This is a genomic window from Lelliottia sp. F153 (genome assembly GCF_002870005.1).
Lineage (GTDB): Bacteria > Pseudomonadota > Gammaproteobacteria > Enterobacterales > Enterobacteriaceae > Enterobacter > Enterobacter nimipressuralis.
Window position 1 is genome coordinate 163,384 of the sequence record NZ_PKFT01000002.1, and the last position, 24,154, is coordinate 187,537.

Annotated in this window: 17 protein-coding genes and 1 tRNA gene; 5 read left to right on the plus strand and 13 right to left on the minus strand. The window is 54.7% G+C overall.

Annotated features, from left to right (window positions below; all coding sequences use genetic code 11):
- Positions 1–223: 223 nt before the first annotated feature.
- Together F153LOC_RS07950 and F153LOC_RS07955 are read left to right on the plus strand one after the other, a co-directional pair.
- Complete coding sequence (locus tag F153LOC_RS07950; protein ID WP_102104727.1) at positions 224–1,861, plus strand: sensor histidine kinase; 1,638 nt, start codon at positions 224–226, stop codon at positions 1,859–1,861.
- Positions 1,851–2,543, plus strand: coding sequence for a response regulator (locus F153LOC_RS07955; protein ID WP_102104728.1), 693 nt, complete (start codon positions 1,851–1,853; stop codon positions 2,541–2,543). Before F153LOC_RS07950 ends, F153LOC_RS07955 begins: the two co-directional genes overlap by 11 nt.
- 72 nt (positions 2,544–2,615) lie before the next feature.
- Here F153LOC_RS07955 and F153LOC_RS07960 read toward each other — a convergent pair whose 3' ends face one another.
- Positions 2,616–4,751 (minus strand): ornithine decarboxylase, encoded by a 2,136-nt coding sequence (locus tag F153LOC_RS07960; protein WP_102104729.1) that lies wholly within the window; start codon positions 4,749–4,751, stop codon positions 2,616–2,618.
- Between the two features lie 190 nt (positions 4,752–4,941).
- Between F153LOC_RS07960 and F153LOC_RS07965 the strand changes: the two genes are divergently transcribed.
- The 3 genes from F153LOC_RS07965 (at position 4,942) to F153LOC_RS07975 (ending at position 7,000) form a co-directional block, all read left to right on the plus strand.
- Positions 4,942–5,655 (plus strand): DUF554 domain-containing protein, encoded by a 714-nt coding sequence (locus F153LOC_RS07965; protein ID WP_102104730.1) that lies wholly within the window; start codon positions 4,942–4,944, stop codon positions 5,653–5,655.
- 95 nt (positions 5,656–5,750) lie between these two features.
- Positions 5,751–5,826 (plus strand) — tRNA-Phe (locus tag F153LOC_RS07970).
- Positions 5,827–6,226: 400 nt separating this feature from the next.
- On the plus strand, positions 6,227–7,000 hold the full coding sequence (locus F153LOC_RS07975) for a hypothetical protein (protein WP_102104731.1): 774 nt from the start codon (positions 6,227–6,229) through the stop codon (positions 6,998–7,000).
- Positions 7,001–7,189: 189 nt separating this feature from the next.
- On the opposite strand, the gene F153LOC_RS07980 is transcribed toward F153LOC_RS07975, so the two are convergent.
- The 12 genes from F153LOC_RS07980 to tssF form a co-directional block, all read right to left on the minus strand.
- Complete coding sequence (locus F153LOC_RS07980; protein ID WP_102104732.1) at positions 7,190–7,669, minus strand: Hcp family type VI secretion system effector; 480 nt, start codon at positions 7,667–7,669, stop codon at positions 7,190–7,192.
- Positions 7,670–7,690: 21 nt separating this feature from the next.
- Complete coding sequence (locus tag F153LOC_RS07985) at positions 7,691–9,019, minus strand: type VI secretion system ImpA family N-terminal domain-containing protein (protein ID WP_102104733.1); 1,329 nt, start codon at positions 9,017–9,019, stop codon at positions 7,691–7,693.
- 10 nt (positions 9,020–9,029) lie between these two features.
- Complete coding sequence (gene tssM / locus F153LOC_RS07990) at positions 9,030–12,494, minus strand: type VI secretion system membrane subunit TssM (protein WP_102104734.1); 3,465 nt, start codon at positions 12,492–12,494, stop codon at positions 9,030–9,032.
- A 75-nt stretch (positions 12,495–12,569) separates the two neighbouring features.
- Positions 12,570–13,967 (minus strand): type VI secretion system protein TssA, encoded by a 1,398-nt coding sequence (gene tssA, locus F153LOC_RS07995; RefSeq protein WP_102104735.1) that lies wholly within the window; start codon positions 13,965–13,967, stop codon positions 12,570–12,572.
- Positions 13,967–14,665 carry a type VI secretion system-associated protein VasI gene (gene vasI, locus F153LOC_RS08000; protein WP_102104736.1) on the minus strand — a complete coding sequence of 233 codons (699 nt, stop codon included), beginning with the start codon at positions 14,663–14,665 and terminating at the stop codon, positions 13,967–13,969. The genes tssA and vasI overlap by 1 nt, the downstream gene beginning before the upstream one ends.
- Positions 14,662–17,319 carry a type VI secretion system ATPase TssH gene (gene tssH / locus F153LOC_RS08005; protein ID WP_102104737.1) on the minus strand — a complete coding sequence of 886 codons (2,658 nt, stop codon included), beginning with the start codon at positions 17,317–17,319 and terminating at the stop codon, positions 14,662–14,664. The genes vasI and tssH overlap by 4 nt, the downstream gene beginning before the upstream one ends.
- An 8-nt stretch (positions 17,320–17,327) precedes the next feature.
- Entirely contained in the window at positions 17,328–18,077 is a 750-nt protein-coding gene (gene icmH, locus F153LOC_RS08010; RefSeq protein ID WP_102104850.1) for a type IVB secretion system protein IcmH/DotU, read from the minus strand.
- Between the two features lie 61 nt (positions 18,078–18,138).
- A complete protein-coding gene (gene tssK, locus F153LOC_RS08015) occupies positions 18,139–19,482 on the minus strand; it encodes a type VI secretion system baseplate subunit TssK (RefSeq protein WP_102104738.1) in 1,344 nt (447 codons plus the stop codon).
- A gap of 2 nt (positions 19,483–19,484) precedes the next feature.
- Positions 19,485–20,009, minus strand: coding sequence for a type VI secretion system lipoprotein TssJ (gene tssJ / locus F153LOC_RS08020; protein WP_102104739.1), 525 nt, complete (start codon positions 20,007–20,009; stop codon positions 19,485–19,487).
- A complete protein-coding gene (gene tagH, locus F153LOC_RS08025) occupies positions 20,006–21,304 on the minus strand; it encodes a type VI secretion system-associated FHA domain protein TagH (RefSeq protein ID WP_102104851.1) in 1,299 nt (432 codons plus the stop codon). The genes tssJ and tagH overlap by 4 nt, the downstream gene beginning before the upstream one ends.
- Before the next feature lie 16 nt (positions 21,305–21,320).
- On the minus strand, positions 21,321–22,364 hold the full coding sequence (gene tssG / locus F153LOC_RS08030; protein ID WP_100780821.1) for a type VI secretion system baseplate subunit TssG: 1,044 nt from the start codon (positions 22,362–22,364) through the stop codon (positions 21,321–21,323).
- Positions 22,331–24,151 (minus strand): type VI secretion system baseplate subunit TssF, encoded by a 1,821-nt coding sequence (gene tssF / locus F153LOC_RS08035; RefSeq protein ID WP_102104740.1) that lies wholly within the window; start codon positions 24,149–24,151, stop codon positions 22,331–22,333. The genes tssG and tssF overlap by 34 nt, the downstream gene beginning before the upstream one ends.
- Positions 24,152–24,154 lie beyond the last annotated feature (3 nt).

A 24,154-nucleotide genomic window follows, 5' to 3' on the forward strand; every position in this document is an offset into this window, starting at 1 on the left:
TAATGTGATTAACACCTTATTTATTGCCGTGGTTTTTATGGTTTCTTTTCCGGACTGTACAAACAAATAACATTGATTAAATTAGCCTTAAGATAAGCCTGATTTTGACATTTTCTTTTGCTGGTCGCGCTGTGCAAGGGATCACAAGTTTCGGGCAAAGCCCGCATCAGGCCGGGAAAAGATGATATATTGGCAAAACCCATTGATACCCTGCGTGATAGTCATGAAAGTGTCGTTTCAGATAAAGCTATTTATTTCGCTGGTCGTCTTTTTCTCAGTGCTGTTTGCATTACTGGGCGGATATTATTATGTCGACGTCGGTAGACAGCTATATCAGGAAATGAGCACGCGCGCCAAAATACAGGCGGAGGAGATTGCGCTTATTCCTAATTTGCGTAAAGAGGTGGAAGAAAAGGATATCAAAGCCATCCATGATTTTATGCACCAAATAGCCTCCCACAGCGATGCCAGTTTTATTGTCATTGGTGATAATAAAGGGCTGCATCTGTTTCATTCGGTGTTTGAAGACCGCATTGGCAAAACACTGGTCGGCGGGGATAACGACGCCGTGCTCCACGGGAAAAGCACCACCACCATCCGCAAAGGGGGTTTAGGGATTTCCCTGCGCAGTAAAGCGCCAATTTTCAACGATGCCGGGCAGGTGGTGGGGATTGTCTCCGTGGGGTATCTCACCAGCTACCTCGACACCATTACCGTGAGCAAAGTGGTGAACATCCTGATTGCCGCGGTGCTGCTGCTGATCGCCCTGTTTGTCTTCTCGTGGTTTTTCACCCGCAGTATTAAGAAACAGATTTTCTCTCTTGAGCCGCGTGAGATCGGCCTGCTGGTGCGCCAGCAAAAGGCAATGATGGAGTCGATCTACGAAGGGGTGATCGCCATCGACGATAACTATCGGATCGAAGTGATCAACCAGGCGGCGCGCACGCTTCTCGGTTTGCCGCAACCGGCGCGGGAACTGCGCGGGCAGCTGATTAGCCAGGTGATCGCCCCGGTGGCGTTTTTTACCCCCCAGACCATGCTGGCGAAAGATACTCACGATGAGATCTGCCGCTTTAACGATCTGACGGTGATCGCCAGTCGCGTGCGGATTATGCTGGAGGATTCCCTTCAGGGCTGGGTGATCACCTTCCGCGATCGCAACGAGATCGACTCCCTGAGCGCCCAGCTGAGCCAGGTAAAACGCTACGTCGATAACCTGCGGATCATGCGCCACGAGCAGTTGAACCGCATGACGACGCTCTCCGGGCTGTTGCATATGGGGCGCTACGAAGAGGCGATTGGCTACATTCAGGCGCAATCAGAACATGCCCAGGAGCTGCTGGACTTTATCTCCTCTCGCTTCAGCTCGCCGACCCTGTGCGGCCTGTTGCTGGGGAAAGCGGCGCGGGCGCGTGAGAAAGGCGTCGAGCTAAACTTCGATCCCGCCTGCCGGATGGACAAGCCTTTCGCTCCGCTGCTGGAAGCAGAGCTGATTTCTATCATCGGTAATCTGCTCGATAACGCCATCGAAGCGACCCAGCGCGCCCCGCTCCCCCACGATCCGGTGGAAGTGCTGATTAAACTCAACGATCGGGAGCTGATAATTGAAGTGGCGGATCGCGGCGTCGGCATCCGGCCTGAGATCCGCGAGCGGATCTTTGAGCGCGGTATCACCACCAAAACGCGTGGCGATCACGGTATCGGCCTGTACCTGATCGACAGTTATGTCACCCAGGCTGGCGGCTCCATTGAGGTTGCCGATAACACGCCCCGGGGCGCTATTTTCTCGCTGTTTATTCCCGCCACGGGCACTCCCCCGCGCCCTGTTCAGGAACTGGAAGAGACTGACTATGCAACATGAACATATCGACGTACTGATCGTTGAAGATGAGAACGAGCTGGCACAACTTCACGCAGAGCTGATTAGCAAACATCCGCGCCTCAGACTGGTGGGCATCGCGTCATCACTTGCCGAGGCACAGTCCCTGCTTTCCAGCCTGCAACCACAGCTGATTTTACTGGATAACTATTTGCCCGACGGCAAAGGCATCACCTTGATCAGCAATCCTCTACTGGTGCACGCCAACTGCTCGGTGATTTTCATTACCGCGGCCAGCGATATGGACACCTGTAGCCTCGCGATCCGCAACGGTGCATTCGACTACATTTTGAAACCGGTGTCGTGGAAGCGGCTGAGCCAGTCCCTGGAACGCTTCGTGCAGTTTGCAGAGCAGCAGCGGGTTTGGAAGATTGTCGATCAGCAAAACGTCGATTCGCTGTATCAGCTGCAGGCCAAAAACTACCGCCAGGATAACGGCAGCAAAGGGATCGAAGAGAACACTCTGGCACGGGTACAAACGCTATTCAACGACAAAGCGACACACTGTTTTTCCGTCGACGAAGTCGTTAACGAGACGGGATTAAGCAAAACCACCACCCGGCGCTATCTGGAACACTGTGTGGAAGCGGGTTTTTTGAGCGTGGAGATGCTCTACGGGAAGATTGGCCATCCGCGGCGGATGTACCGGCGGAGTGTGGAGTGAAAGAAGCCGGGCGGCGCTTGCGCCTACCCGGCCTGGTATCATGCTCCCGCCCCCGAAAGGGAGAGGAAAAATCTACTTCAACACATACCCGTACAAGCGCTTGATCCCGTCGGCATCCTTCTCGCTGTACACGCCCTGGAGTTCTGGCGAGAAGCCCGGCAGCAGATTCACACCCTCTTCCAGCGCCAGGAAATAGCGCTGCACCGCTCCGCCCCACACTTCCCCCGGAACCACGCACAGCACACCTGGCGGATACGGCAGCGCACCTTCGGCCGCAATGCGCCCTTCGGCTTCGCTGATGCGCACCAGCTCCACGTCGCCACGAATGTAGGCCTGGTTGGCATCCTGCGGATTCATCACTACCGCAGGCAGGCTCGCTTTGCGGAACATCGCTTTTTGCAGATCTTTAACGTTGAAGCTGACGTACAGATCGTGCATCTCCTGACAGAGATCGCGAATCGAATAGTCACGATAGCGGACCGGATACTTGTTGAAGATGGTCGGCAGGACTTCGGCAAGCGGCGTGTCGTCTTCGATATGCTGCTCAAACTGCCCCAGCATCGCCACCAGTTGCGCCATCTTCTCCACACTCTCTGCGGGGGTCAGCAGGAACAGAATCGAGTTCAGATCGCACTTCTCCGGCACGATGCCGTTTTCACGCAGGTAGTGAGCGAGGATCGTGGCTGGGATGCCGAAATCCGTGTAATCACCGGTTTGTGGGTCGATGCCCGGCGTGGTCAGCAGCAGTTTGCAAGGATCGACAAAATACTGCTCCTCAGCATAGCCTTCAAAGCCGTGCCATTTCGCGCCCGGTTCAAAGCTGAAGAATCGACGCTCGCTGGCAATGGCGTGCGTCGGATGATCCTGCCACGGACGCCCCGCCACCACCGGTGGAATAAAGGGTTTGATCATCTTGCAATTGGCAATAATCGCCTTGCGCGCGTCGATGCCAAGCTCAACGCACTCCGCCCACAGCCTGCGTCCGCTCTCCCCTTCATGGATTTTGGCGTTGATATCCAGCGCAGCAAACAGCGGATAAAACGGGCTGGTCGAGGAGTGCAGCATAAACGCATTGTTCAGGCGCTTGTGCGGACAGAATCGCGCCTGACCACGGATATGATTATCCTTTTTATGGATCTGCGACGTTTGCGAGAACCCGGCCTGCTGCTTGTGCACCGATTGGGTCACAAATATTCCAGGATCGTTCTCGTTCAGTTCCAGTAACAGCGGTGAGCTGTCGGCCATCATCGGGATAAACTGCTCGTAACCGACCCAGGCGGAGTCAAACAGGATGTAGTCGCACAGATGGCCGATCTTGTCGATCACCTGACGGGCGTTGTAGATCGTGCCATCGTAGGTGCCGAGCTGAATGACCGCCAGGCGGAACGGACGCGCATCCTGGGCCTTATCGGGCGCCACGTCGCGGATCATTTCACGCAGGTAAGCATCGTCAAAACAGTGCTCGTCGATGCCGCCGATAAAGCCAAACGGATTACGCGCGGCTTCCAGATACACCGGCGTGGCCCCCGCCTGAATCAGCGCCCCATGGTGGTTAGATTTGTGGTTGTTGCGGTCGAACAGCACCAGATCGCCGCGCGTCAGTAGCGCATTGGTGACCACTTTGTTGGCGGCAGACGTTCCGTTAAGCACAAAGTAGGTTTTATCCGCGTTAAAGACTTTTGCCGCGAACTTTTGCGCATCTTTGGCAGAACCTTCATGAATAAGCAGATCCCCGAGTTTGACATCTGCATTGCACATATCCGCACGAAAAACGTTCTCACCAAAAAAGTCGAAGAACTGACGTCCTGCCGGGTGCTTCCTGAAAAAGGCACCATGCTGATGACCCGGGCAGGCGAAGGTGCTGTTGTTCATCGCCACATACTGACTCAGGGTGTCAAAAAAGGGGGGCAGTAAGTTCTCTTCATAGCCACAGGCTGCTGCTTCCAGTTCCAGAAACTCCTGCGCTTTACCGCTAATCACACCGGTAACACCGTCTGGCGCGACATCTGGCTCTTGCGAGAAGATGAATACCGGAATCTGGAATCCCGTACGTTTCAGTAACGCGAGAATACCGCTGCGGCTTTCGGCTAACGTCATGACGACTGCCGCCACGTCCGTAAAATCGGTGTTATCCAGCGTCACCTTTTCACGGTGAGTGGACAGCGCGGACACCAGCTCATGGCTGACGGCAATTTTTAGTGATTTCATAGGCGTAAATACCCGTTTCAAGGGGAGAAGAAATCCAGACAGGAGGGGAAAATTCGCGCAATAATGTCACCTTTCATTTTGAGGTGCAAGAAACAAACTTTATGCACATCTCTGTGGGAAAGCAGGCAGCTTATGGCCTCCATCATGTAATAATAATGCAAGATCAATGATTAAATAGCGGGAGTGTATTTTGGTTATTGGACCCTTTATCAATGCCGGTGCCGTACTGCTGGGTGGCGTGCTGGGCGCGGTATTAAGCCAGAGATTACCTGAACGTATTCGCACTTCGATGCCCTCCATCTTTGGACTGGCATCCCTCGGAATCGGTATTTTGCTGGTTATCAAATGCGCCAATTTACCTGTGATGGTGCTGGCGACGCTGCTCGGCGCGCTGATAGGTGAGTTTTGCTATCTGGAGAAAGGGATTAATGGTGCCGTGAGTAAAGCCAAAAACCTCATCTCCCGCCCGGGGAAAACGGCGAGCGGTTCCCATGAGACGTTTATTCAGAACTATGTGGCGATCATTATTCTGTTCTGCGCCAGCGGCACGGGGATTTTCGGCTCGATGCAGGAAGGGATGACCGGTGATCCCAGCATTCTGATCGCCAAGGCTTTTCTCGACTTCTTTACCGCCACCATCTTCGCTACTACGCTCGGGATTGCCGTCGCCGCGATCTGTGTGCCGATGCTGATGATTCAGCTGGCGCTCGCCACCTGTGCCGCGCTGATTCTCCCGTTAACGACACCAGCGATGATGGCCGACTTCACCGCCGTGGGTGGCCTGCTGCTGCTGGCAACGGGGCTTCGCATCTGCGGCATTAAGATGTTTGCGGTTGTGAATATGCTCCCCGCGCTGGTGCTCGCCATGCCGCTCTCCGCGCTGTGGACCCGCTTTTTTGCCTAAGTTGCCAGCAAACTGGTGAGAGAGTGTGCAGTCCGTTGCGAAATCGATAAATTTCGTTGACGGAAGGGCCCCAATCGGGTTTAATGCGCCCCGTTGCCCGGATAGCTCAGTCGGTAGAGCAGGGGATTGAAAATCCCCGTGTCCTTGGTTCGATTCCGAGTCCGGGCACCACTATTTAGAAAAACCAGCCTTAGGGCTGGTTTTTTGCTTTCTGGCGTTCAGCCCCCCCCCATACTGGCCGATCCTTTCAAGTTCACGCAGCCATGTTGGCGCTATCTATCAATGCCGATCATCGGCTGATCGATGCCGGGTATGGAAACGGATGCATCCCGCGGGCGCGAAGTCACCCCACTGGCGAAGAACAGGCGTCATTTGCCGCCGCTTGTGTTGCTATGAGTTATTTTTACCCTGGTAAGAATCAATAATATTTAAGACCATAATAAAAACACGCCGCACAATAAATACATTGAGCACATGAATATATATTATGTTTTATCCTGCCATGTCACAGGTATATAATCAGTGAAATATCACCACCATATAACTTCATTGTAAATCAGGGAACGAAGACATGAATTCCAGGACAATAGCATTCCTCTGCGCGTCAGCCTATTTTCTATCGGGTTGCGCGCCACATTCCCCTATTGATGCAAAGAAAACGGGGACCACGGGGAAAGAGAGCGCCACCAGTAAAAGTTCTTCCGTACAGTTGACGGACAAAGATATTTTTGGCAATGAAACGACGCTTGCGGTTTCTGAAGAGGATATTCAGGCTGCGCTTGAGGAAGATGAATTCCAGGTGCCACTTAATTCAAAAGTTATTCTCGTACAATCCGGCAGTCGTGCACCAGAGACGGTTATGCAGCAGGAGATGAGTCAATATTATTCCGTGGCAACGTTTTCCGGCATTCCTGACAGACAAAAAGTGGTTTCCTGTAACAAAGAAAAAGATGAGAACAGTGAAGCAACGGTTGCAGAAAACATGAACTGGATGCAGGCACTTCGATATATTGCTGCAAAAGGCCATCAGAAAGCCATCATCGTTTATCAGGATCTCCTGCAGTCAGGAAAATATGATCCGACAACAAAAAACACAATCTGGTCAGATTACAAAAACGAAAAACTAACAGAGGCGACCTCACTGCGTTACCTGGTGCGTTTCACGCTAGTGGATGTGGCGACGGGCGAATGGGCGACCTGGTCACCGGTCAATTATGAGTACAACGTTACGATCCCTCAGACTAACAAGAAAGAAATTATTGCTACCGCCGACCAGCAGGTATATCAACTTAAGCAAAGAACGTACGCGTTAATGGTTAAAGATCTGGTGAGTCGTTATCAGTAGACAGGCTATATCTGCCGCCAGAAATTTTCGGCGGCAGGTAAAACTTTAAATATCCTCCAACCCTCTAATTAAAGACTGATAAAAATAACCCTGCCATAATAACAAGATAGAAGAATAGATATTTTATAACATGACAACAGCTTTGAGTTTCACTAAACCATGCGAACAATATACCTCATTTCAATTTTGTTAAAAAATCCTTTCCTCCCACAAGCTATATGCACTGGTTCCCGCTATGCAGTGTTCCTGGGTAATACTTTCATAAGTGAAGGATACAGACTCTTCTGGCTGCCCCTGACCATTATTAATAGTATGCGGCAACTCACTATGTATGCTTGAGATGCGGGCCTTAATCAGTTTCACTTTGTAATACAACTCATTAATACCAAAGCGGTTAGTGCGATAATATTCAAAATCGCATGTCAGACACTCATTTTCAGTAATGGACTTACTCAGCAAAGGGGATGATTTATCTACCGGCTTTTGAATGCTTAATGCGAGATGATTAACATTCTGCGCCCTGGTCAGGCCATGTTTAAGCGCCAGCACCATAATCTGATCCGTGTGCGCTAATTGCGCCTTATTTCCAATGGAGTCCAGCGAAGAACAGCCAGCCGAGATCAGCCCCTGAAGTTCACCGTTAAGAGTTAGATAAACAAGATTTGCCATAATAAGTTCCTCGGGTCCGGATTATTTCCCGGCACTGGTTTCGTTAGCTGCCGTTTCTGGCAGAGAATGATTTTTTAGCAATAGCCAGCGGCTTGCTACGCCCTCCAGCCGCTCATTAATTTCTGTTTCCAGCGCTTGTGTATTCTGCCCCTGCGTCTGGGCATCCTGATATTGCGTGAGCAGGGATTCCAGAGGGGTTTCCTCACCTAGCCCTCGCTCTGCCTGCCAGACCACATTTTTAATGTAGGAGAGTGTCAGCCCCTCCTTTTCGCGTTTCATCACCAGGTCAGCAAAGGCGCGTAAATCCTGTCGCGTCTGCAGCCAGCCCCGCAGCTGCGGACTTTTACTGGCGCGTGTTTTCACCGTCTCAGTCCACCACGCGGTAGCCTTTTGCTGCTGCTGACTCTCCGGCCAGCGGCTACTCGCAGTGTGAGCCATCAGCATTCCTGTTTCCAGCGGTTGCAGTGAGGAGGTCTCTGACTGTTGTTGCAGGCGATGCTGATAGCTATCCAGCATGGGCGAAACCAGCCAAAGTGATGCGGCTCCTGGACCGCTGTCCTTGACCTGCGAAAGGAGCTGCTGCGACGGATAAAACTGCCACCACCAGAGCGCAGCGACGATCGCTGCGCTACAGGCGATACCTGCAATAAACCCTTTAATCGCGCTGCCCGTTTTTTTTGCCGGACTGCGCACCGCCACCGTGATTTCCGGCAGTTCGGGCAGCGGAGGCATCGCGTCTGTCGAAGCTGACGAGATGCTCTCCGGCGCGTAAACCAAAGTTCTGACCGTGTTCTGCGTCTGGGTTTCGGCAATGCTCTTAGGCTGCGGCTCCAGCCGTTTACGCGTGTTCTGCACAAAATAGAGCAGATTCTCAACGCGTGGCTGACGCTTAAGCTCCACCTGCTGGAGTTTGTCGCAGATGAGCTGCAACGCACGTTCCGCGCGATACAGCAGTGGCAGATCGGCTGGCGCGAAGGACAGTTGCTGTCGCAGAATATTGCCGGTGCGAATATTCAGCCAGTCGAGCATTTCTGTACGTGCTGCACCGCCCTGCGGCCAGAATTTGTCCCACTCGTGGCAAATCATCGCCGCCAGCAGTTCCACGCCCTCACAAAAGCCTGCCAGGCCCTGAGTGCGGGTTCGCGCCAGGGTGAAGTAGGTCGCCGTATGCAGATCCACACCGTTGGTTTTGAAAATCGACAATGCCAGTGACGCCACCAGCCGCCAGTTCAGCTCCGGCTGTGACGGATGATTAGCTTTATTGATCTCCTCCCGGATTGCGCTGAACTCGGGCAGGTCACGAGGATCGCTGCCAGTAACGATGGTCTGTGTGAGTACGTCATTCTTCATCCCTGCCTCCTTAGTAGAGCGTGTCCGGTAACTCGAACTGACTGAACAACCCGCCTGCGAATGGATTGTCTTCCGCATCCGTGTGTACGCGATAAACCATCGCCCCGCCATCCACGGTAAAGCGCACGCTGAACGTACCGTCCTGCACACCCGTTAGCTGCCCCGCCCCGAACAGGCGGAACTGAGCCCACGGACCGCTGAAGCTGATGCTGCGAGGGGAATTGCCGCTGGTGCCGATAAGCGTCAGTTTGCTTTCATTGCCTTCACGCATATTGTTCGGCCACACCAGATGCGCGGTGTAGTTGCGCCCCTGGCTGTAATCCACTAACTGGCCGTCGAGATTCAGCACGCTGCGGCGTTTGTTGCCGGATAAAGACACGGTCTCTACCGCAAATTGCGCACCTAAGCCGTTCTGTTTGCTGAAGAAAATATCGCGAATTTTTTGTGCGGCTTCAAGTTGCTGGCGGATATCCTCACGGATGATCACCGCACTGTCACCGTCCTCCAGGCTGAGGTCGTTTTCCATAAACAGGCGTAGATTCTGCTGATAAAACGCGTCCAGCACGCCATCCGGTTTAAAGAAACGTTCAAAGGCATCCAGTGAGGCGTCCTGCTGCGCACCCGGATTGAACGGATAGTTGTTCGCCAGCTGTTCGTTGAAGGGTTTCACTACGGTGTCGCGCCAGTCCACTTCCATGTAGTGAACGGCTTCCACCATCACCACATGCCAGGCCTGGTCAGCGAGTTTACCCACCCAGCGGTTAAGCGGCGCGGGCAGCGTTTTAGCCATCTGACGGGTGGCAAAAATCGGGTCGCTGCTGTTCTGATCCAGCCGAAGCTGTACCGCTTTGAGCGCCGATTTTCCGGGGACCGGTGCATTCTGTATTGCCAGCAGATAACGATGCAGTTCCGTTAATTGCTGATAGACCGCCTGCATCGTGCTTTCTTTCTCTTTCTGCACCGCCAGTGCGCTGTTTTCCGGCGCGAATTCATGCCCGAGACGGGTCAGCAGACGGTAATCCGGCTCAGCCAGCGCCTCTTCCCGCTCTTTATCGGAGAGCTTTTCTGAGAGGACTGCGGGTTGGGTGTTGTCGCGCAGAGCCGTCAACGCCCGCTGGAGGGGCTGATCGCCACTGATCACCTGCTCCAGCGCACCCGTCAGCTGCGCGATAGATTCATAGTCGCGGACATTAAGGTTATCCATTCCGACCCGCCAGGTAGCGGTGTAATCGCTAAGGTATTGTTCTGTAAGCTGACGCTGGATTTCCGTCCTGTCAGCCTGGCTGTACTTAACGCTGCGGGTGAGGTTCAGAACCCAGCTATCCATCGCTGTGAGTTCTACCAGTTCGTCGCGCTGTTTCACAAAGTAACTCTGCAAGCCGTAGCGGGTGAGGAACTGCGGAACAATCAGCTTGTTATCGTCAGCCGAGGTAAACACCCGCTCAAAGCTTGGCCCTACCTGATCGCGCAGATTTAAATCTGCAGGCAATACGCCCAGCGCACGCGTTTTCAGGCTTTGATAAACGCGCTGGTATACCGGAAGTTTGCTGAGTTCTTTTTGCGCACCAGCAACAGGACTGCCATAGGGCGCCCATCGACTGATGGCATCGCTATCGCCCTTCTCCCGCTCTGCATGCCAGTCGGTATGTGCCAGCGCATAGTCGAGATGAGACATAAGCTGCACCTGGATATCACGCTGACCGTGGAATTTATCACTCCAGCGCTTCGCCATATATTGCTTCACCATTTCATTGCTGCGCCCGCTTTTGTCTTCCAGCATGCGGATCACACGCAGAATGGCGAGTTTCTCCTCGCTTTCGGCTGGTGCCGAATTCATCTCTTTGACCAGACCGTTCAACAAAGAAGGCAGATAGCGCTGCTCAAGCAATTGCAGATAGGTCTGCTCCACATAGGGACCAATACGTCTGCCCTGATACAGACCCAGATCCGCCAGACGGCTTCGGTCGCCCCAGTCGCCGTAGGCCAAAGTGGCATCGCGTACAGGATTAAGCAGAGGCAATTGCAGATTGCCAAACTCATCCATCCCCTGCGGAGGTTGCACGGCCATAAAGGCTTTCGCCTGCTTCAGCACCTGAATGCCTGAGGCGTAGTTGGCATTGTAATAGTGATGCCAGCCGGTTATCAGCAGTATCACTCCCGCGCCGCCTGCGACAGAGAAAATCGTCAGGCGACGGCGAGCGTTGATAAGCCAGGCATGGCTTTCGCCCGCCAGGTTTGGCTCCGCCAGCAGCACCTGCGGGAACAAATTACGGGTAAAATAGGGGGCTGTATCCACCAGCGGCCAGGCGCTGAGTGGACTACTCCCAAGACCGTATTGACGGGCTGCGGACTGCATAAAGATGTCATCCATCTGGCCACGTTGCAGCGACGACGTGAGATAGACACCGCGCAGCATAACGTCCATGTTTTCGCCGTCCAGCAAGCCGTCAAGCAGTGCAACAAGAGGAGCTAGGCTCCCTTGCATCTGACGAGCAAAACTGAACAGCGAGCTGCGGTCATGGCTCTGCGCCAGCATCAGATCTGGCAGAGCATGATTTATCAGATCGCCCCATACCTTCCAGAAGTTGTCCAGCTCGGCACGCCAGTCGTCACTCTCATGGGCGCCACGCGTAAACGTCACCCCAAGGATGCTGTCGCGCCTCTGTTTATCCAGCGACTGAAATAGCGCTGCAAATCCATGTAACAAATCGAGCCGGGTAAGGACGACATACACTGGTAGCTGGCAATGAAGATGCTGGCGCACATCCTGTAAACGGCTACGCAACATCTGTAAGAGGTATTCACGGCGGCGCTTATCAGCCGTCAGGAGATCGAGAAAATCGAGAGTCAGAATGAGGCCATTGAGGGGCTGGCGGGCGCGTTTCTGAACCAGCCAGTCAAGCATATGCTCCCATAAACGGCGGTGCAGCACATCTGCCTCAGGCTGCTCACAGAGTGAACCGCTGACGTCAAAAATGACCGCCTGTTTTCCGACGTGAGGCGTGAGATACAGCCGCTGTTCGGCGCCGCGTGCGATTTCCGGAGTATAAATAATATCTGAGGCAAAGCCTTCGCGAAGCAGCGCGGTTTTGCCACTTCCTGCAGGACCGATAACCATATACCACGGCAGTTGCCAGAGATAACGACGACTGTCGAGATGGCGTTGCAGGCGCAGTAGCCAGCGATCGAGGTAGCGCTGCTGAGCATTCAGCTCCATGCTTATCGGATCCTGAGTTTCCTCACGCTGCTGTTTCTGCTGTCGCTCAAGCTGTTGCAGACGTTTCATCACCCTGACGGTGAGCCATGCCAGCGCGATAAATCCCCATACGGCTGTCGCCAGCCAACGGCGCGTCAGCGGCTGCAGCCAGTGCTCTTCGTAGAGTGTCCATGTCGGGCCTTTCCACCAGATCCATACCAGTAGAAAAATCCACGCCAGCACCAGTAACCAGAAGGCGGAAACCTTAAAGCGAGGCATGGCCGGTCTGAGGGCAGATTTCAGCCCGCTGAAGAGTCGGGGTGTTGGTAATCTCACAAAAGCTCCTGTTTATTCTTACTTTTCTGCCATGAATTTATGTTCTAGCTGCTCCAGCAGGGAGGGTTCCCAGTCTGTAAGCCGCATTTGTGAGCCCGCGCTGAACAGCATCCGATACTGTTGCTGCGCCAGTTTGCCCATCCCGGCCTCTTCCATTAACTGTGCTCCAGAGTACTGGCGGTAGAACTGTTCGCGAGGTGACCCTTCGGGCAGCGAATCCAGATACTGCAGCGCCGTTTCCAGCCCCTGATCGGCAAATAAGATCCGGGCGGCCTGTAGCTCCTCACCGTTTTCTGAGACATACGCGCTCTGGCTGGCAGAAGCAGGAACCAGCCACTGCTTCGTCTGTTCGCTCATAAAGGGCGTGCGGTCGTTAAACAGCAGCGCCGAAAGCGAAGGAAGACGCTCAACAAAACGGGTAACTTCGTCGAGGATGGCTTCTGCCACTGCGAGATATCCGAGGCGCAGTGCAATCTGCGCGGAGAGGTAATGGCCATCCAGCCAGTACGGCGCGAGTAATATGCTTTTCTCGACCTGCAACCAGAGCGCTAAATCTGCGTTGCCAAATCGGGTCTGATAATCGGCAACCCTGTCCGCCGGAATGGCCGCAAGCGGCGTTCGACCGTCACTTTCGGCCTGCGGCGTAGCCGTAATGGTTTGCCAGATCGCGTGACGTCGCAGACGATAGCCGTGCGGTGAGTCCGGCTGACGTTCACAGAGAATATCGGCCACCTCCAGCAGCGTGCTGCGCCAGGCATCATCGTCATGGGTTTTGATGGTCACCCGCGGTGCCGGAGTGCTGACCGGAGCGGTATCGGGCGAAGCGGCGTGTAGCGCGTTCGATGCAGCGCGTGCGGATGTATCCGCAGAAGCGTCGCGACACTCGCGCTGGTAGAGGGCAAAGAGTTCATCCGTTGCCTGCGCCAGCTCAGGCGCATGCTGTGTCTGCCAGCACTGCGCCAGTTTTGCCAGCTCGCCCAGAAGTTCGTCACGCTGTTCGGCGGTTGCACGCCCGGCAAAGCCTGCGACGCCCGCGTCAAAACGCTTTATGACCTGCCCGGCAAAGCGCTTTTTATGTGCCATATTTTGCGGTGCCGCAACGGCCCAAAAGTACTCGACATAGAGAGCCAACAGGCGCAGCGCCAGCAGCGGATCGCCCGCATGCTGAAGGGTTCTGAGCAGGTGCGCCAGCAGCCGGAAATCTTTGCTTTCGCATGCCAGCAACACCAGCCCCCGACGCTGAATATCCGGGATATCCAGCTGGCTATGAGCCAGCGAGCCGAGCTTGACGATCTCACCCTCGATAAACTCCCACTCCGGGTTATCGTCTTTCAGGCTCTCACTCAGCTTGTCTCCCGGCAGATTTTCCAGCAGATGCGACATCCAGGTCTGTGGATTATTCAGGTCTAAAGGCATTAATAATCTCCCGCCCAATGGCACGCATCACGCAGTGGTGCGATGGCCTGTGCCAGCCCGTTAATATCAAAGGTCAGCGTGCCGGCGGGGCTCCCCGCCCCCGTATCCAGGGTCAGTGTTTTGGCGCTAAACAGCTGTTTGATTTCACCAATCCCGGACAGCCCCCGACTGGCTTCCAGCAACACGCCGTTCTCACGGACAAACCAGTGGCTGTTGAACGTCCTGCCATCAGCATTCAGGGTGACCGCGATGTCATGAACATCCAGCGAATGCATCAAAGCCACCTGCATCCGGGTGATGTTATCCATGCAACTGAACATCAGTACCGGACGCGGCGGGACGCTGCCGATAGCCGGGGTCGTGATAACAACGGTTGGATGCTCGCCCGGCGTTTGCACGACCAGCAATGAAGTGGTGTTACCGTCGCGGTGTTTTTCCTGCTCCGTGGCGAGCGTCCAGGCTTCTCCCTGATAGCGCGCTTTAACCAATGCCCCCTCGAAGCCTCCCGGCAAGACGGGCGCGAGCAGATTGTCGTAGCAGTCAAGACGCTCCAAAGCTGCCGTTTGTTGACGGCAGGAGTGCATCGCCTGCAGCGTTACCTGAGCATCAGACATGGGCACCGTTTCCGCATGTGCAAATCCCGCACAGCTTCCCGCCAGCAGAGCCGCAATCAGCCAGGGAAGGCGTGGCTGGCTCATATAACGACACCATCCTCAGGCTGGGGAGATACGGGATCGCTGTCCTCGTTGTCACACGACGCATCTTCCACACAAGTGGTAAACACGCCATTCTCGGCCGACAGTCGGATCAGGGAAATCGCAGTGTTGGCCGCCATTTTCTGTAGCAGCAGCAGCGACAGCGGCGGCAGCAACTCGCCGTCGATCACGGATTCCAGCATTCTGGCGCCATTCTCGGCGCGGGTGACGCGCTGCATAATTTCATCCGTCACCTCCGGTTCAATAATCACCTCAGCACCAAAGCGGCTACGCAGCACGCGGTCCAGTCGCGCAAGCTTTCCGGCGATAATCGTGATAAGCGTCTCGTCGGTCAGCGGCAGATAGGGCACCACTTCCATGCGTGCAAGCAGCGCGGGTTTGAAGAAATCTGCCAGCACCGGATATAACGCGTCCTGCATCAACGCCGGGTTATCAGCATGTTCGACAATCACCTGATAACCGAGGTTGGAGGTGAGGAAAAATACAATGTTCTTGCAGTCAATCAGACGGCCTTCACCGTCCGCCATTTCGCCCTTATCGAACGCCTGATAGAACAAATTCAGCACGTCCGGGTGAGCTTTTTCTACTTCGTCCAGGAGCACGACCGAGTAGGGTTTCTGACGAATGGCTTCGGTCAGCACGCCCCCTTCTCCGTAGCCCACATAGCCAGGAGGCGAGCCGATCAGCCTTGAAACCGTGTGCTTTTCCTGGAACTCAGACATATTGATGGTCGTGAGATACTGACGTCCGCCGTAGAGTAGCTCCGTCAGTTGCAGCACGGTTTCGGTTTTGCCTACACCGCTCGGACCGGCTAACAGGAACGCCCCTTGCGGCCGTCCGGGACGGCGCAGGTCAGCACGGGCGGTCAGCAGATGTTTATGCAAACTGGCAATCGCCAGCTGCTGGCCTTTTATGGTTTCGCCCAGCCAGAGAGGAAGATCGGTAATCACCGACATCTCGCTCTGCGACAGGCGGTTAAGCGGCACGCCGGTCCATTCGGCTATCACCGCTGCAATCTGCTTTTTATCGACGTGGGGCGAAACCAGTAGCTGATCGTTATGCAAGGCGTCCAGCTCTGCCGTCAGCCGTTTCAGGCGCTCGGCGTGAGACGGCGTTTGCTCCTCGGTAGTGAGTAATTGCTGACGCAGGGCAATAATCTCCTGTACCAGCGTCTGCTGCCGGTGCCAGGCGTCCTCCAGCGTTCGCAACGCCTGCTGCGCATTCTCATACTGCGCTTGCACCTCATCTCGGCGAGCCGTCTCGGTGCGTAGCCCAATACGGATTTCGCGTTCAAGCTGGCGGATTTCCGCCTCACACTGGTGGCATAACGTCGTCAGGGCAGAAATTTTTTTCGGCGGTGAAGAGAGATTAATCGCCACTCTTGCACAGGCGGTATCCAGCACATCGATAGCTTTGTCAGGTAACTGTCGCCCGGAAAGATAGCGCTCGCTTAACGTCGCGGCCGCCTGAAGTGCCTCATCGTCGATCAGTACACCATGCGATTGTTCATATACCGCCGACAGACCGCGGAGAATGATCGTGGCTTCGGCCGCATTCGGCTCAGTGACCTTCACCAACTGGAAACGACGCGACAGTGCAGCGTCCTTCTCAAAATATTTTTTGTATTCGCCCCAGGTCGTTGCGGCGATAGTTTTCAGCTCACCACGCGCCAGCGCTGGTTTGAGAAGGTTAGAAATATCCAGCCCGCCCTGCTGGTTGCCGGCACCTATCAGCGTATGCGCTTCATCAATAAACAGAATGACTGGAACGGGGGATGAAATGACTTCAGCCATCAACCCTTTGAAGCGTTTTTCAAACTCACCTTTGACGGATGCTCCAGCCTGCAATGCCCCAAGATCCAGGTTCATGATGCGGGTGTTTTTGAGTTTATCCGGCACCTGGCCTGCAACAATGCGCAGAGCCAGCCCTTCGATTAACGCGCTTTTACCCACACCGGCCTCACCCACCACGACAGGGTTGTTCTTGCGGCGACGGCTAAGAATATCGATCATCAGATCGATTTCGTGATCGCGACACAGCACCGGATCAAGCCGCCCCTGACGGGCGTCCTCGGTCATGTTCCTGGCATAACGCGCAAGCAGGCTATCGCTGGCATCCGTCGCCACGCTGACGTTTTTTCCGTCGTCATCCTGTATCACGGTTTCAGCAGACTCACGCGTCCACTGCGAAAAATCCTGCTGCAAGCGATCGCGGTTAATACCGGTCAGTTGCCGGGCAGCCGCGGGAGGGACGTAACGTAGCGGCGAGTGCAGAAGCGCCAGCAGCAGCACGCCGCCCCGTAATTCGCTCATCTGCATTTCCGTTGAAGCCAGCAGCCAGGCCTCTTTTAACCACTCCACAAGCATGGGGGAGAAGGCCGGATAGCTGTCTGCAGAGCGCACGGTGGCATAATTTTCGACCGTTAACGCCTGACGCAGTGTCACCACATCAAGATCGGCTTGTTCCGCAATCATCCGCAGATCGCTGCGAACAGACGACAGCATTTGCAGGAGCACATGTGCCACGGTGATTTCCGCCGCCTGCTGGGTCATACACTCTGCCGCAGCGGCCTCCAGCGCCTGTCGGGAAAACAGATTCAGCCGCTTTACCAGCACGGGAAGATCAATCTGGATCATAGACGTCCTTATCGCAGTAATTTATTTAACTGATGCAAAATGTCCTGCGTCTGACTGTCGAGGCGCAGTAAATAGAAGAGATAAAACAGTGCCAGCACGGCAATCCCGCCGAACAACACCTGTTTAATGGTCAAACGCTTCATGAGCTGATAGCGCCCTCCCCGCGTTTTTTTGTCCTGATGCAGCAGTGGGAAAGCCGCGTCGCCGCGAAGTTTATGAAGGACGTAATACAGACGGCGGTATATCTGTTCAAATTCGCCCTGATTCTGTACGGCAACTTTGTAGCGCCCGCGAAAACCCAGCGAGAAACAGAGGTACAAAAATTCGAGTAAATCCTGGTAGCGTTTGGGTTCGCGAATCAGGCGTTCGAGCAGGATAAACACCTTCTCGCCGCCCCAGGCTTCATTATGGAAATGCACCAGCAGGGACTGCTTTATCCACTCGTTCTTGTTCGACCAGCCATTGCCAAGCGCCGCCTCGTCAATAAATGTGCAGAGCACATAGCGAAACGAGACGATCACGCCTGGCTCGTAGCCCTGCTCTTGCAGCAATTGCTCCACCGCCTGAACGTCGGTCACAACCCTGGAAAAGAGGTGTTCAGGCATCGACTGACTGTTCATCCCCGCCACGCGCATCACCATTCCCAGCAACGGGGTGGCCGCATCGATCATCGGGTTGAGGCTGTTACCACGCAGGGCGAGCCGGTACTGGCGATGGGACGTTTCCCCGCCAGCCTCATGCGAAAAGTCACTGCCCATTTCCTCGGAGTAGACCGAGTTATTGCTGCCGGAATAAAAGTCAGGCTGTTCGCTCATCGTCTCAACCTCTTATCGCCCACAGCTGCATATCCAGGTCCGGGAAGGTGCCGGAAATATGCAGCGCCATCGCCCCGGCTTTCGCCACGTCCTGCCAGGCCGCGGCCCCTTTATCCAGGTCGAAATAGACGTAACCATCGTGATAAGGAAGCTGGCGAGGCGCGGCAGTGCGAGGCGACAGCGGTACGCCAGGCACCTGGACACTGACCACATTGCGAATTTTGTCGGTCGCAGCGATTTTCGACTGCTGAGTGAACTGGAGAATGATCTGGTTCTGTGGCATCCGCGCGCGGACGGCCAGTACGAAGGAGCCCGACTGCAGCAGCGTCGGATCGTTAACCGTGGCGATATACACCCCATCGGAAAAGATCAGCGGCAGGTTCTGAGCCCGTGGCATCAGCACGGTGTTGAGCGCCCGACGCAGCTCCAGAATCACCGTTTTAAAAGACTGCGTGAGATTCCGGTGGTTGTAGACATCGACCGGACACGGCAGACGGCTGTTCTCGGTAAAGGTCATCAGCTCACCCAGCAGACGCACCAGATCCAGATAAAAAGTTTCCGGATGCAGCGTATGCAGATGGGTGCGATGGGTGAAGTGCATCTGGCTGCGGTTCAGCATCTGCAACATCATAAATTCTGCCACATCGGCGATACCGCTCTGCTCCGGCGAGCCAATGCGCTTTGCCAGTTCGCTGGCGCGGTTACTGATTAGCCCCTGAACGTCCCCGGCAAACCCGTTCAGCACAGGGCTCACCCGAATCGCCTGACAAGTGGGGATAAAACCCTCATCCAGTACCAGCGCGCCATTGGGCTGCTGACTGCGAATGCGGCATAACGGTAAGGTGACCATCGCGCTGAGATCGTCCGCGCCGCTCACAATTTTTGGCGCCAGCTGCCCCAGAACAAGCTGCTGGACATCACCATCATCAGAGTGCAAATCACGAATATCGCTGCGGGCCAGCCGGTAACGCTCCGTGCTTTGTCCAGCACTCTGGCGGCTCTCAATTTCGCAGGTGATATCACTGATGACCGGCAGCGCGAGGTAGATGTCATGGCTTCCGGGTTTTGACAGATCGACAGGATGGTAGGGTAAAGGAAGCTGGTCCTGCTCCGGGATACTGAACACCGTGCCATCAGGCATGCAGCCGCTCGCAAAGTCGAGCATCAGCTTCCCCTGAGCCAGCAACTCTGAATTCACTGACAGCGCTGTAAATCCCCAGCTAAAGTCTGCCTGTGCATTGATGCGCTGGTTCAGCAGATATTCCTGATTACGCTGCTGTTGCTGGAAGTGCTGCGGCAGGGCGAATAATCCCTCTTGCCAGATCACTTTATTTTTCATCGTCGCCATCGTCAGTCTTCCTCTTTTTTCATTTCGATACTGCTCTGCCGTACATGCACCAGCACACGGTATTGGTGGCCCGTACCTTCCACTGGCTCGATCTGCTTCCATTCGGAGGACTGGTCATCCGAGAAGTAGGCAACAATGCCAATAAACTGCGTTTTTTCGTCCAGTTTCACCGGCGGCAGGGTTTTGAGCGTGTCCGGCAGCAGGCTGAAATCCTGGTGATCGAGATAGTTTTTCCCTAACACATCCGGTAACGGTGTGCTGGCTATCTGGTCATAGTCAGCGGCCTGTAGCTTTGAATCGTCGCTGAGATAGACCAGTTGCACATCCACAGGGGCGGCTTCCCCCTCTGCGTTGGTATTGGTATCCGGTTCAGTGAGAAGCGTGACGGTCACCTCCGACGGTTGTACCGCCTGCTTTCCGACCTGAATATCCGGATTACTGATCACCTGGCCGAGTTTTTTCGCCGTTTCGCAGCCAGTTAAAACCACGCTCATCAGAACGCAGGCCAGAAACGCCCTCCTGATCATGCTTCCGACTCCCGTTGCTTCTCTCTCAATACCCGGTCATAGACCTGGGCATACACTTCGTTAAACAGCATCTCGAAACCCTGCTGACGGCTGGACGCCAGTTCGTCGTAGTAATGGCTATACATCTGCCATGCGCCGGCATCGTCCAGCGGCTGGCGCAGTTCATGGCTGCGACGATACTGAACAAAACGGCGCATCAGGCTCTGGGGAGAAAAGGCGTCAAGCAGGACACGCAGAGATTCGATAATCGCCCCGCGATTGGCTTCTTCATGGTGGCGAATGTTGCGCAGGCTCTCGCGTACTGCGGCAGGAGCAGCAAGGTGAACCGGGCTTTTACCCTCGGCAAACATCACATCCAGCGCCGTGGTGTAGTCCATATTCAGACGCAACGGGTTATCTTCCAGCGGACGCAGATGCTTGTCAGACAGGCTGTTACGTTGATGTTGAAGCTCAAGCAGCCCTTGTATTGCGGCCTGCAATGTCCTCCCAGCCTCTTCCAAAAAATCATCCGCCTCCTGTGAATTACGCACAGAAAGCGAGCAGCCTAACCCACGCATAAGCGGCGTGACGGCGAGATGGCGATGTGTCATTTCCCCCTGCGCGCCCGCTTCATCATGACTCTCGTGAGAATCGGCATACATCGGTGGCAGATCCATAAACTGATTTTCCAGCCCGCTATTACTGGGCGGAGCGGAAAGCGTGGCGGTGGTTCGGAGGGGAGCCGCTCCCGACAGCAGATCACCCGCAGTGGTCAGACTTTCTGTTTGCAACGCCTGAAGAGGATCGGTAGAAAAGCCGTTCACCACAGTGTCTGCGAGCTGATGCCGGTGAGGCATTCCCGGATACGTCGGTTGCCCGTCAGTGGTGAGCAGCGCATCAGCCAGACGATCGCGGTTAGTCACGATGGTTTCCGGGGCGGCCATCTGCTCGCTATAGCTGACGAGTTTTCCTTCATGGAGGAACACTTTTAATGCCAGCGCCCCAAGTCCAATCTCATCGCCCTGACGCAACCGCACTAATCCAGAGTCCACGGACACCGGGGCCAGATTGATCATCAACCCTGGCATCAGGTTACGAAGACAGAAGGTGCCATCATGGAGAACCACTTCGCAGGCACGGCCAGCGATAGATCCTGCTCGATCCTGTACCGGCCAGCGGCACGCCGTGGCGTGACCGATATCTCCGCCCTCGGCAGAAAACAGGCATTTTGCAGCCCTTCCGCTCTCCAGCTCATTGCCGTTCATGACCTGCAACGTGAGTGACAGCACGGAAGAGTGCTTTTTCTCCTCAGCCATATGCGATTCCATAAAATTAATCCCTGATATGAAGGGTGATAGAGGGCGGCACTTTCGGCTGTCCGATAAACGCCGTGCGCCCGATACAGGAACGGGCGCTGTCGCCTAATAACATGCCTTTCGCCTGCTCGGGAGCCAGATCCAGACGCAAATCCCAGGCGAACTGATCGCGCAGTAAAAAAGAGACAAACATTGTCAATGCCTGGTGATTTCCACCGTCCGGCAAAAATGAGAGATAACGCTCCATCGAGAGATTGCTGATCCGCAGAAGAAATTTTCCGCTGCGATCGGGCACTCTGGCTCCGAGGGTAAAATTGACACCGATGACTGAGCGCCCCGGCACATATCCGGCGGTTCTGTTTTTTGGATTTCGCACACCCAGCCGATTCTGCTGGGCAGGATCGACAGGCACTTTGCGCAGCTGCCAGCTCTCGATACGAACCTCCGGCAGATCAAAACAGTGAGAGACCAGATTACACACCACGTCCGGCGAGCGCCCTGGTGTAGCAAGTATCCCGGCGTAGGCCAGCATCTTGCTATGGTTGATGGCAAGCCTGGCGCGCACACTGGGATTGCCCAGCCCTACAAGGGCATACATACGCTGCGAAAAAGTATCCGTGCCACCGTTACGAAAACAGATGTAATAGCGGTACTTACGCCAGGCGTGATAGGCAAACTGCGTCCATCGATGGCTGAACAGATCGAGAAACTCTTTCAGCCCCTCTTCATTTTGTGCCGACTCCTGCGCCATTCTGTCCAGGTAGTACCCGGGCAGTGGCGACTGGCTACCGGAGAAACCCAGGAATTTGGTCGTCAGGTTGAACTGCCCGGTCTCGTTACGACTGAGCGTGCTCAGGTCACTTCCAGGGAAAGCAATACTGGCATCGGATTTGAACAGCGCCACTTCCTGTTCCGGTTCCGTACGCAAGGATGGCTCCTGGTCCGTACCGCCATACCGCCGATACAGCGATTCCATCAGCACAAAAAAGTTTGTCCCGCGCACATCCGGGAGATTTGCTGTTTCCCTTACATCAGGGCGTGCTGGCCGGTATGTTGCCATTCCCAGGACTCCTGACTTTCGGTGTTGATAATTTTGAGGCAGTGAAACGAGTTGATGCTGGCATACAGCGCAAAGAAATAGGACAGCACCGTCCCCAGCAAATAGATCTCACCTTCACAGACAAAGGGGGCCGGATTTATCCACAGCGTGGTGGACAGCCCTCGAACCGGCACCCCCTTAAACAGGCGGTCGACCGGACGAGACGCCATTTTTTCAATAGCATCCAGTTTCTGCGAAGAGAGTCGGGCCTGCTGCGGGTGGTGAATACCAGGTAAATCAAACGTGCGCAGAACCTGAATCAACGCTTCCCTGTCCAGCAGCGAGAGATAGTTTAGATTCATGCAGGAGATCAGCGACCAGTGCATATTGCCGTCCGTCATCGGATAAAGCGGACGGGTTGGCCGCATCACATTACTGAAGGACGCAACGGCTGGATTTTTATTAACGGCCTCGCAGATATCACCGATATGCAACGACGCAGGTAACATGCGATTGGTGCAGACAAGCGAGGCCGTGAAAACTTCGCCTTCCAGTCGGGTGTGTTCTGGTATGTCTCCGTTTGCGTGAACAAATGCAATCGAATGCTCCAGGCCTTGGTGAAATAATGACGTTTTTGTTCGGTGATGCCAGTAAACGACTTCACGCTGACGGTTGTACTCTATCTGGTGCTGAAATCCTTCAAACTCAGGCCAGAGGCGAAACTTTCTGCTCTGTCCGGAACCGCTCTCTTTGCTCGAAACCGAGGTTATCTGGAAAATATCATAGGATTCCGGGTTCTGTTGACTGGCGCGCAACGGGTACTGCGGCGCACTGTCATCCGGTCTGACAGGTTCAGAGTGGTGCGCGAAAAGATTGACCGCAGGCGTACAATAGGGACGTAAAGAAGCCTTGCGCAGCTTGATATCTGCCGGTAGTGGAAGATTAAAATGCAGGCGTAGCATAAACGCACCGACCGGAAAATCGTCTGGCAGTGGCGCGGCATCCTTCACGTGGAAGAAGAAAAAGCTCTCCGGATAGCAGAAATACTCCTGCAGTACCCGATAACCGACATGAACGTTTTTCGGCCATGGCAACAGCGCATCTTCTGATTCAAATCCGGCGGCCTCAAGCCACAGATCCGATAACGCTAAACGCCGCTCACCGGCAACCAGTTCGGCATAAACCAGATGTTCACTGAACCATAAATAGAGCTGATGACGGGTGTAGTCGTCTTCATTACCCAACCAAAAAGTCAGTTTATTCAGATCAATTGCGCGGGGAGAAATATTGCCCTCAGTGAAAAAATCAATCTCAATAGCACCTGCTTTTAGGCTGCTGGTGTTTCTCACATCCTGAACTAAAAGAGGCTGAAGCCAGGTATCACGTGCCAGAGTGAAATGACAAACCGGCAACGAGGCGCGCTCTCCGCTGGTCAGTGCCCCCTGAGCACCAGTCTGCGAGCGGTCACTCTTTCCGGTTTTAATCAACTCATCGCGGCAAACCTGAACGAATGTTTGCAGCTCTTTACGGGGCTGATATTCAATGACCGTCATCGCCGGCACCGGACGCAGATAATTTGGCCACAGCATGTTGATGAGTCCATGCGTGAACTCGGGGAATTCATCTTCCAGCTTTTGCCGCAGGCCACCTGAGAGGAAGGCGAACGCTTCCAGCAGGCGTTCCACATCCGGATCGCCCTCTTTCTCGGCCAAAAAACGAGCCAGGTAGGGTTTCTCCTGTGCCAGCAATTTGCCGAGCTGACGCAGATAATCCAGCTCTTCGCGGTAGTAACGCTCTTCAAAGGCCATCGG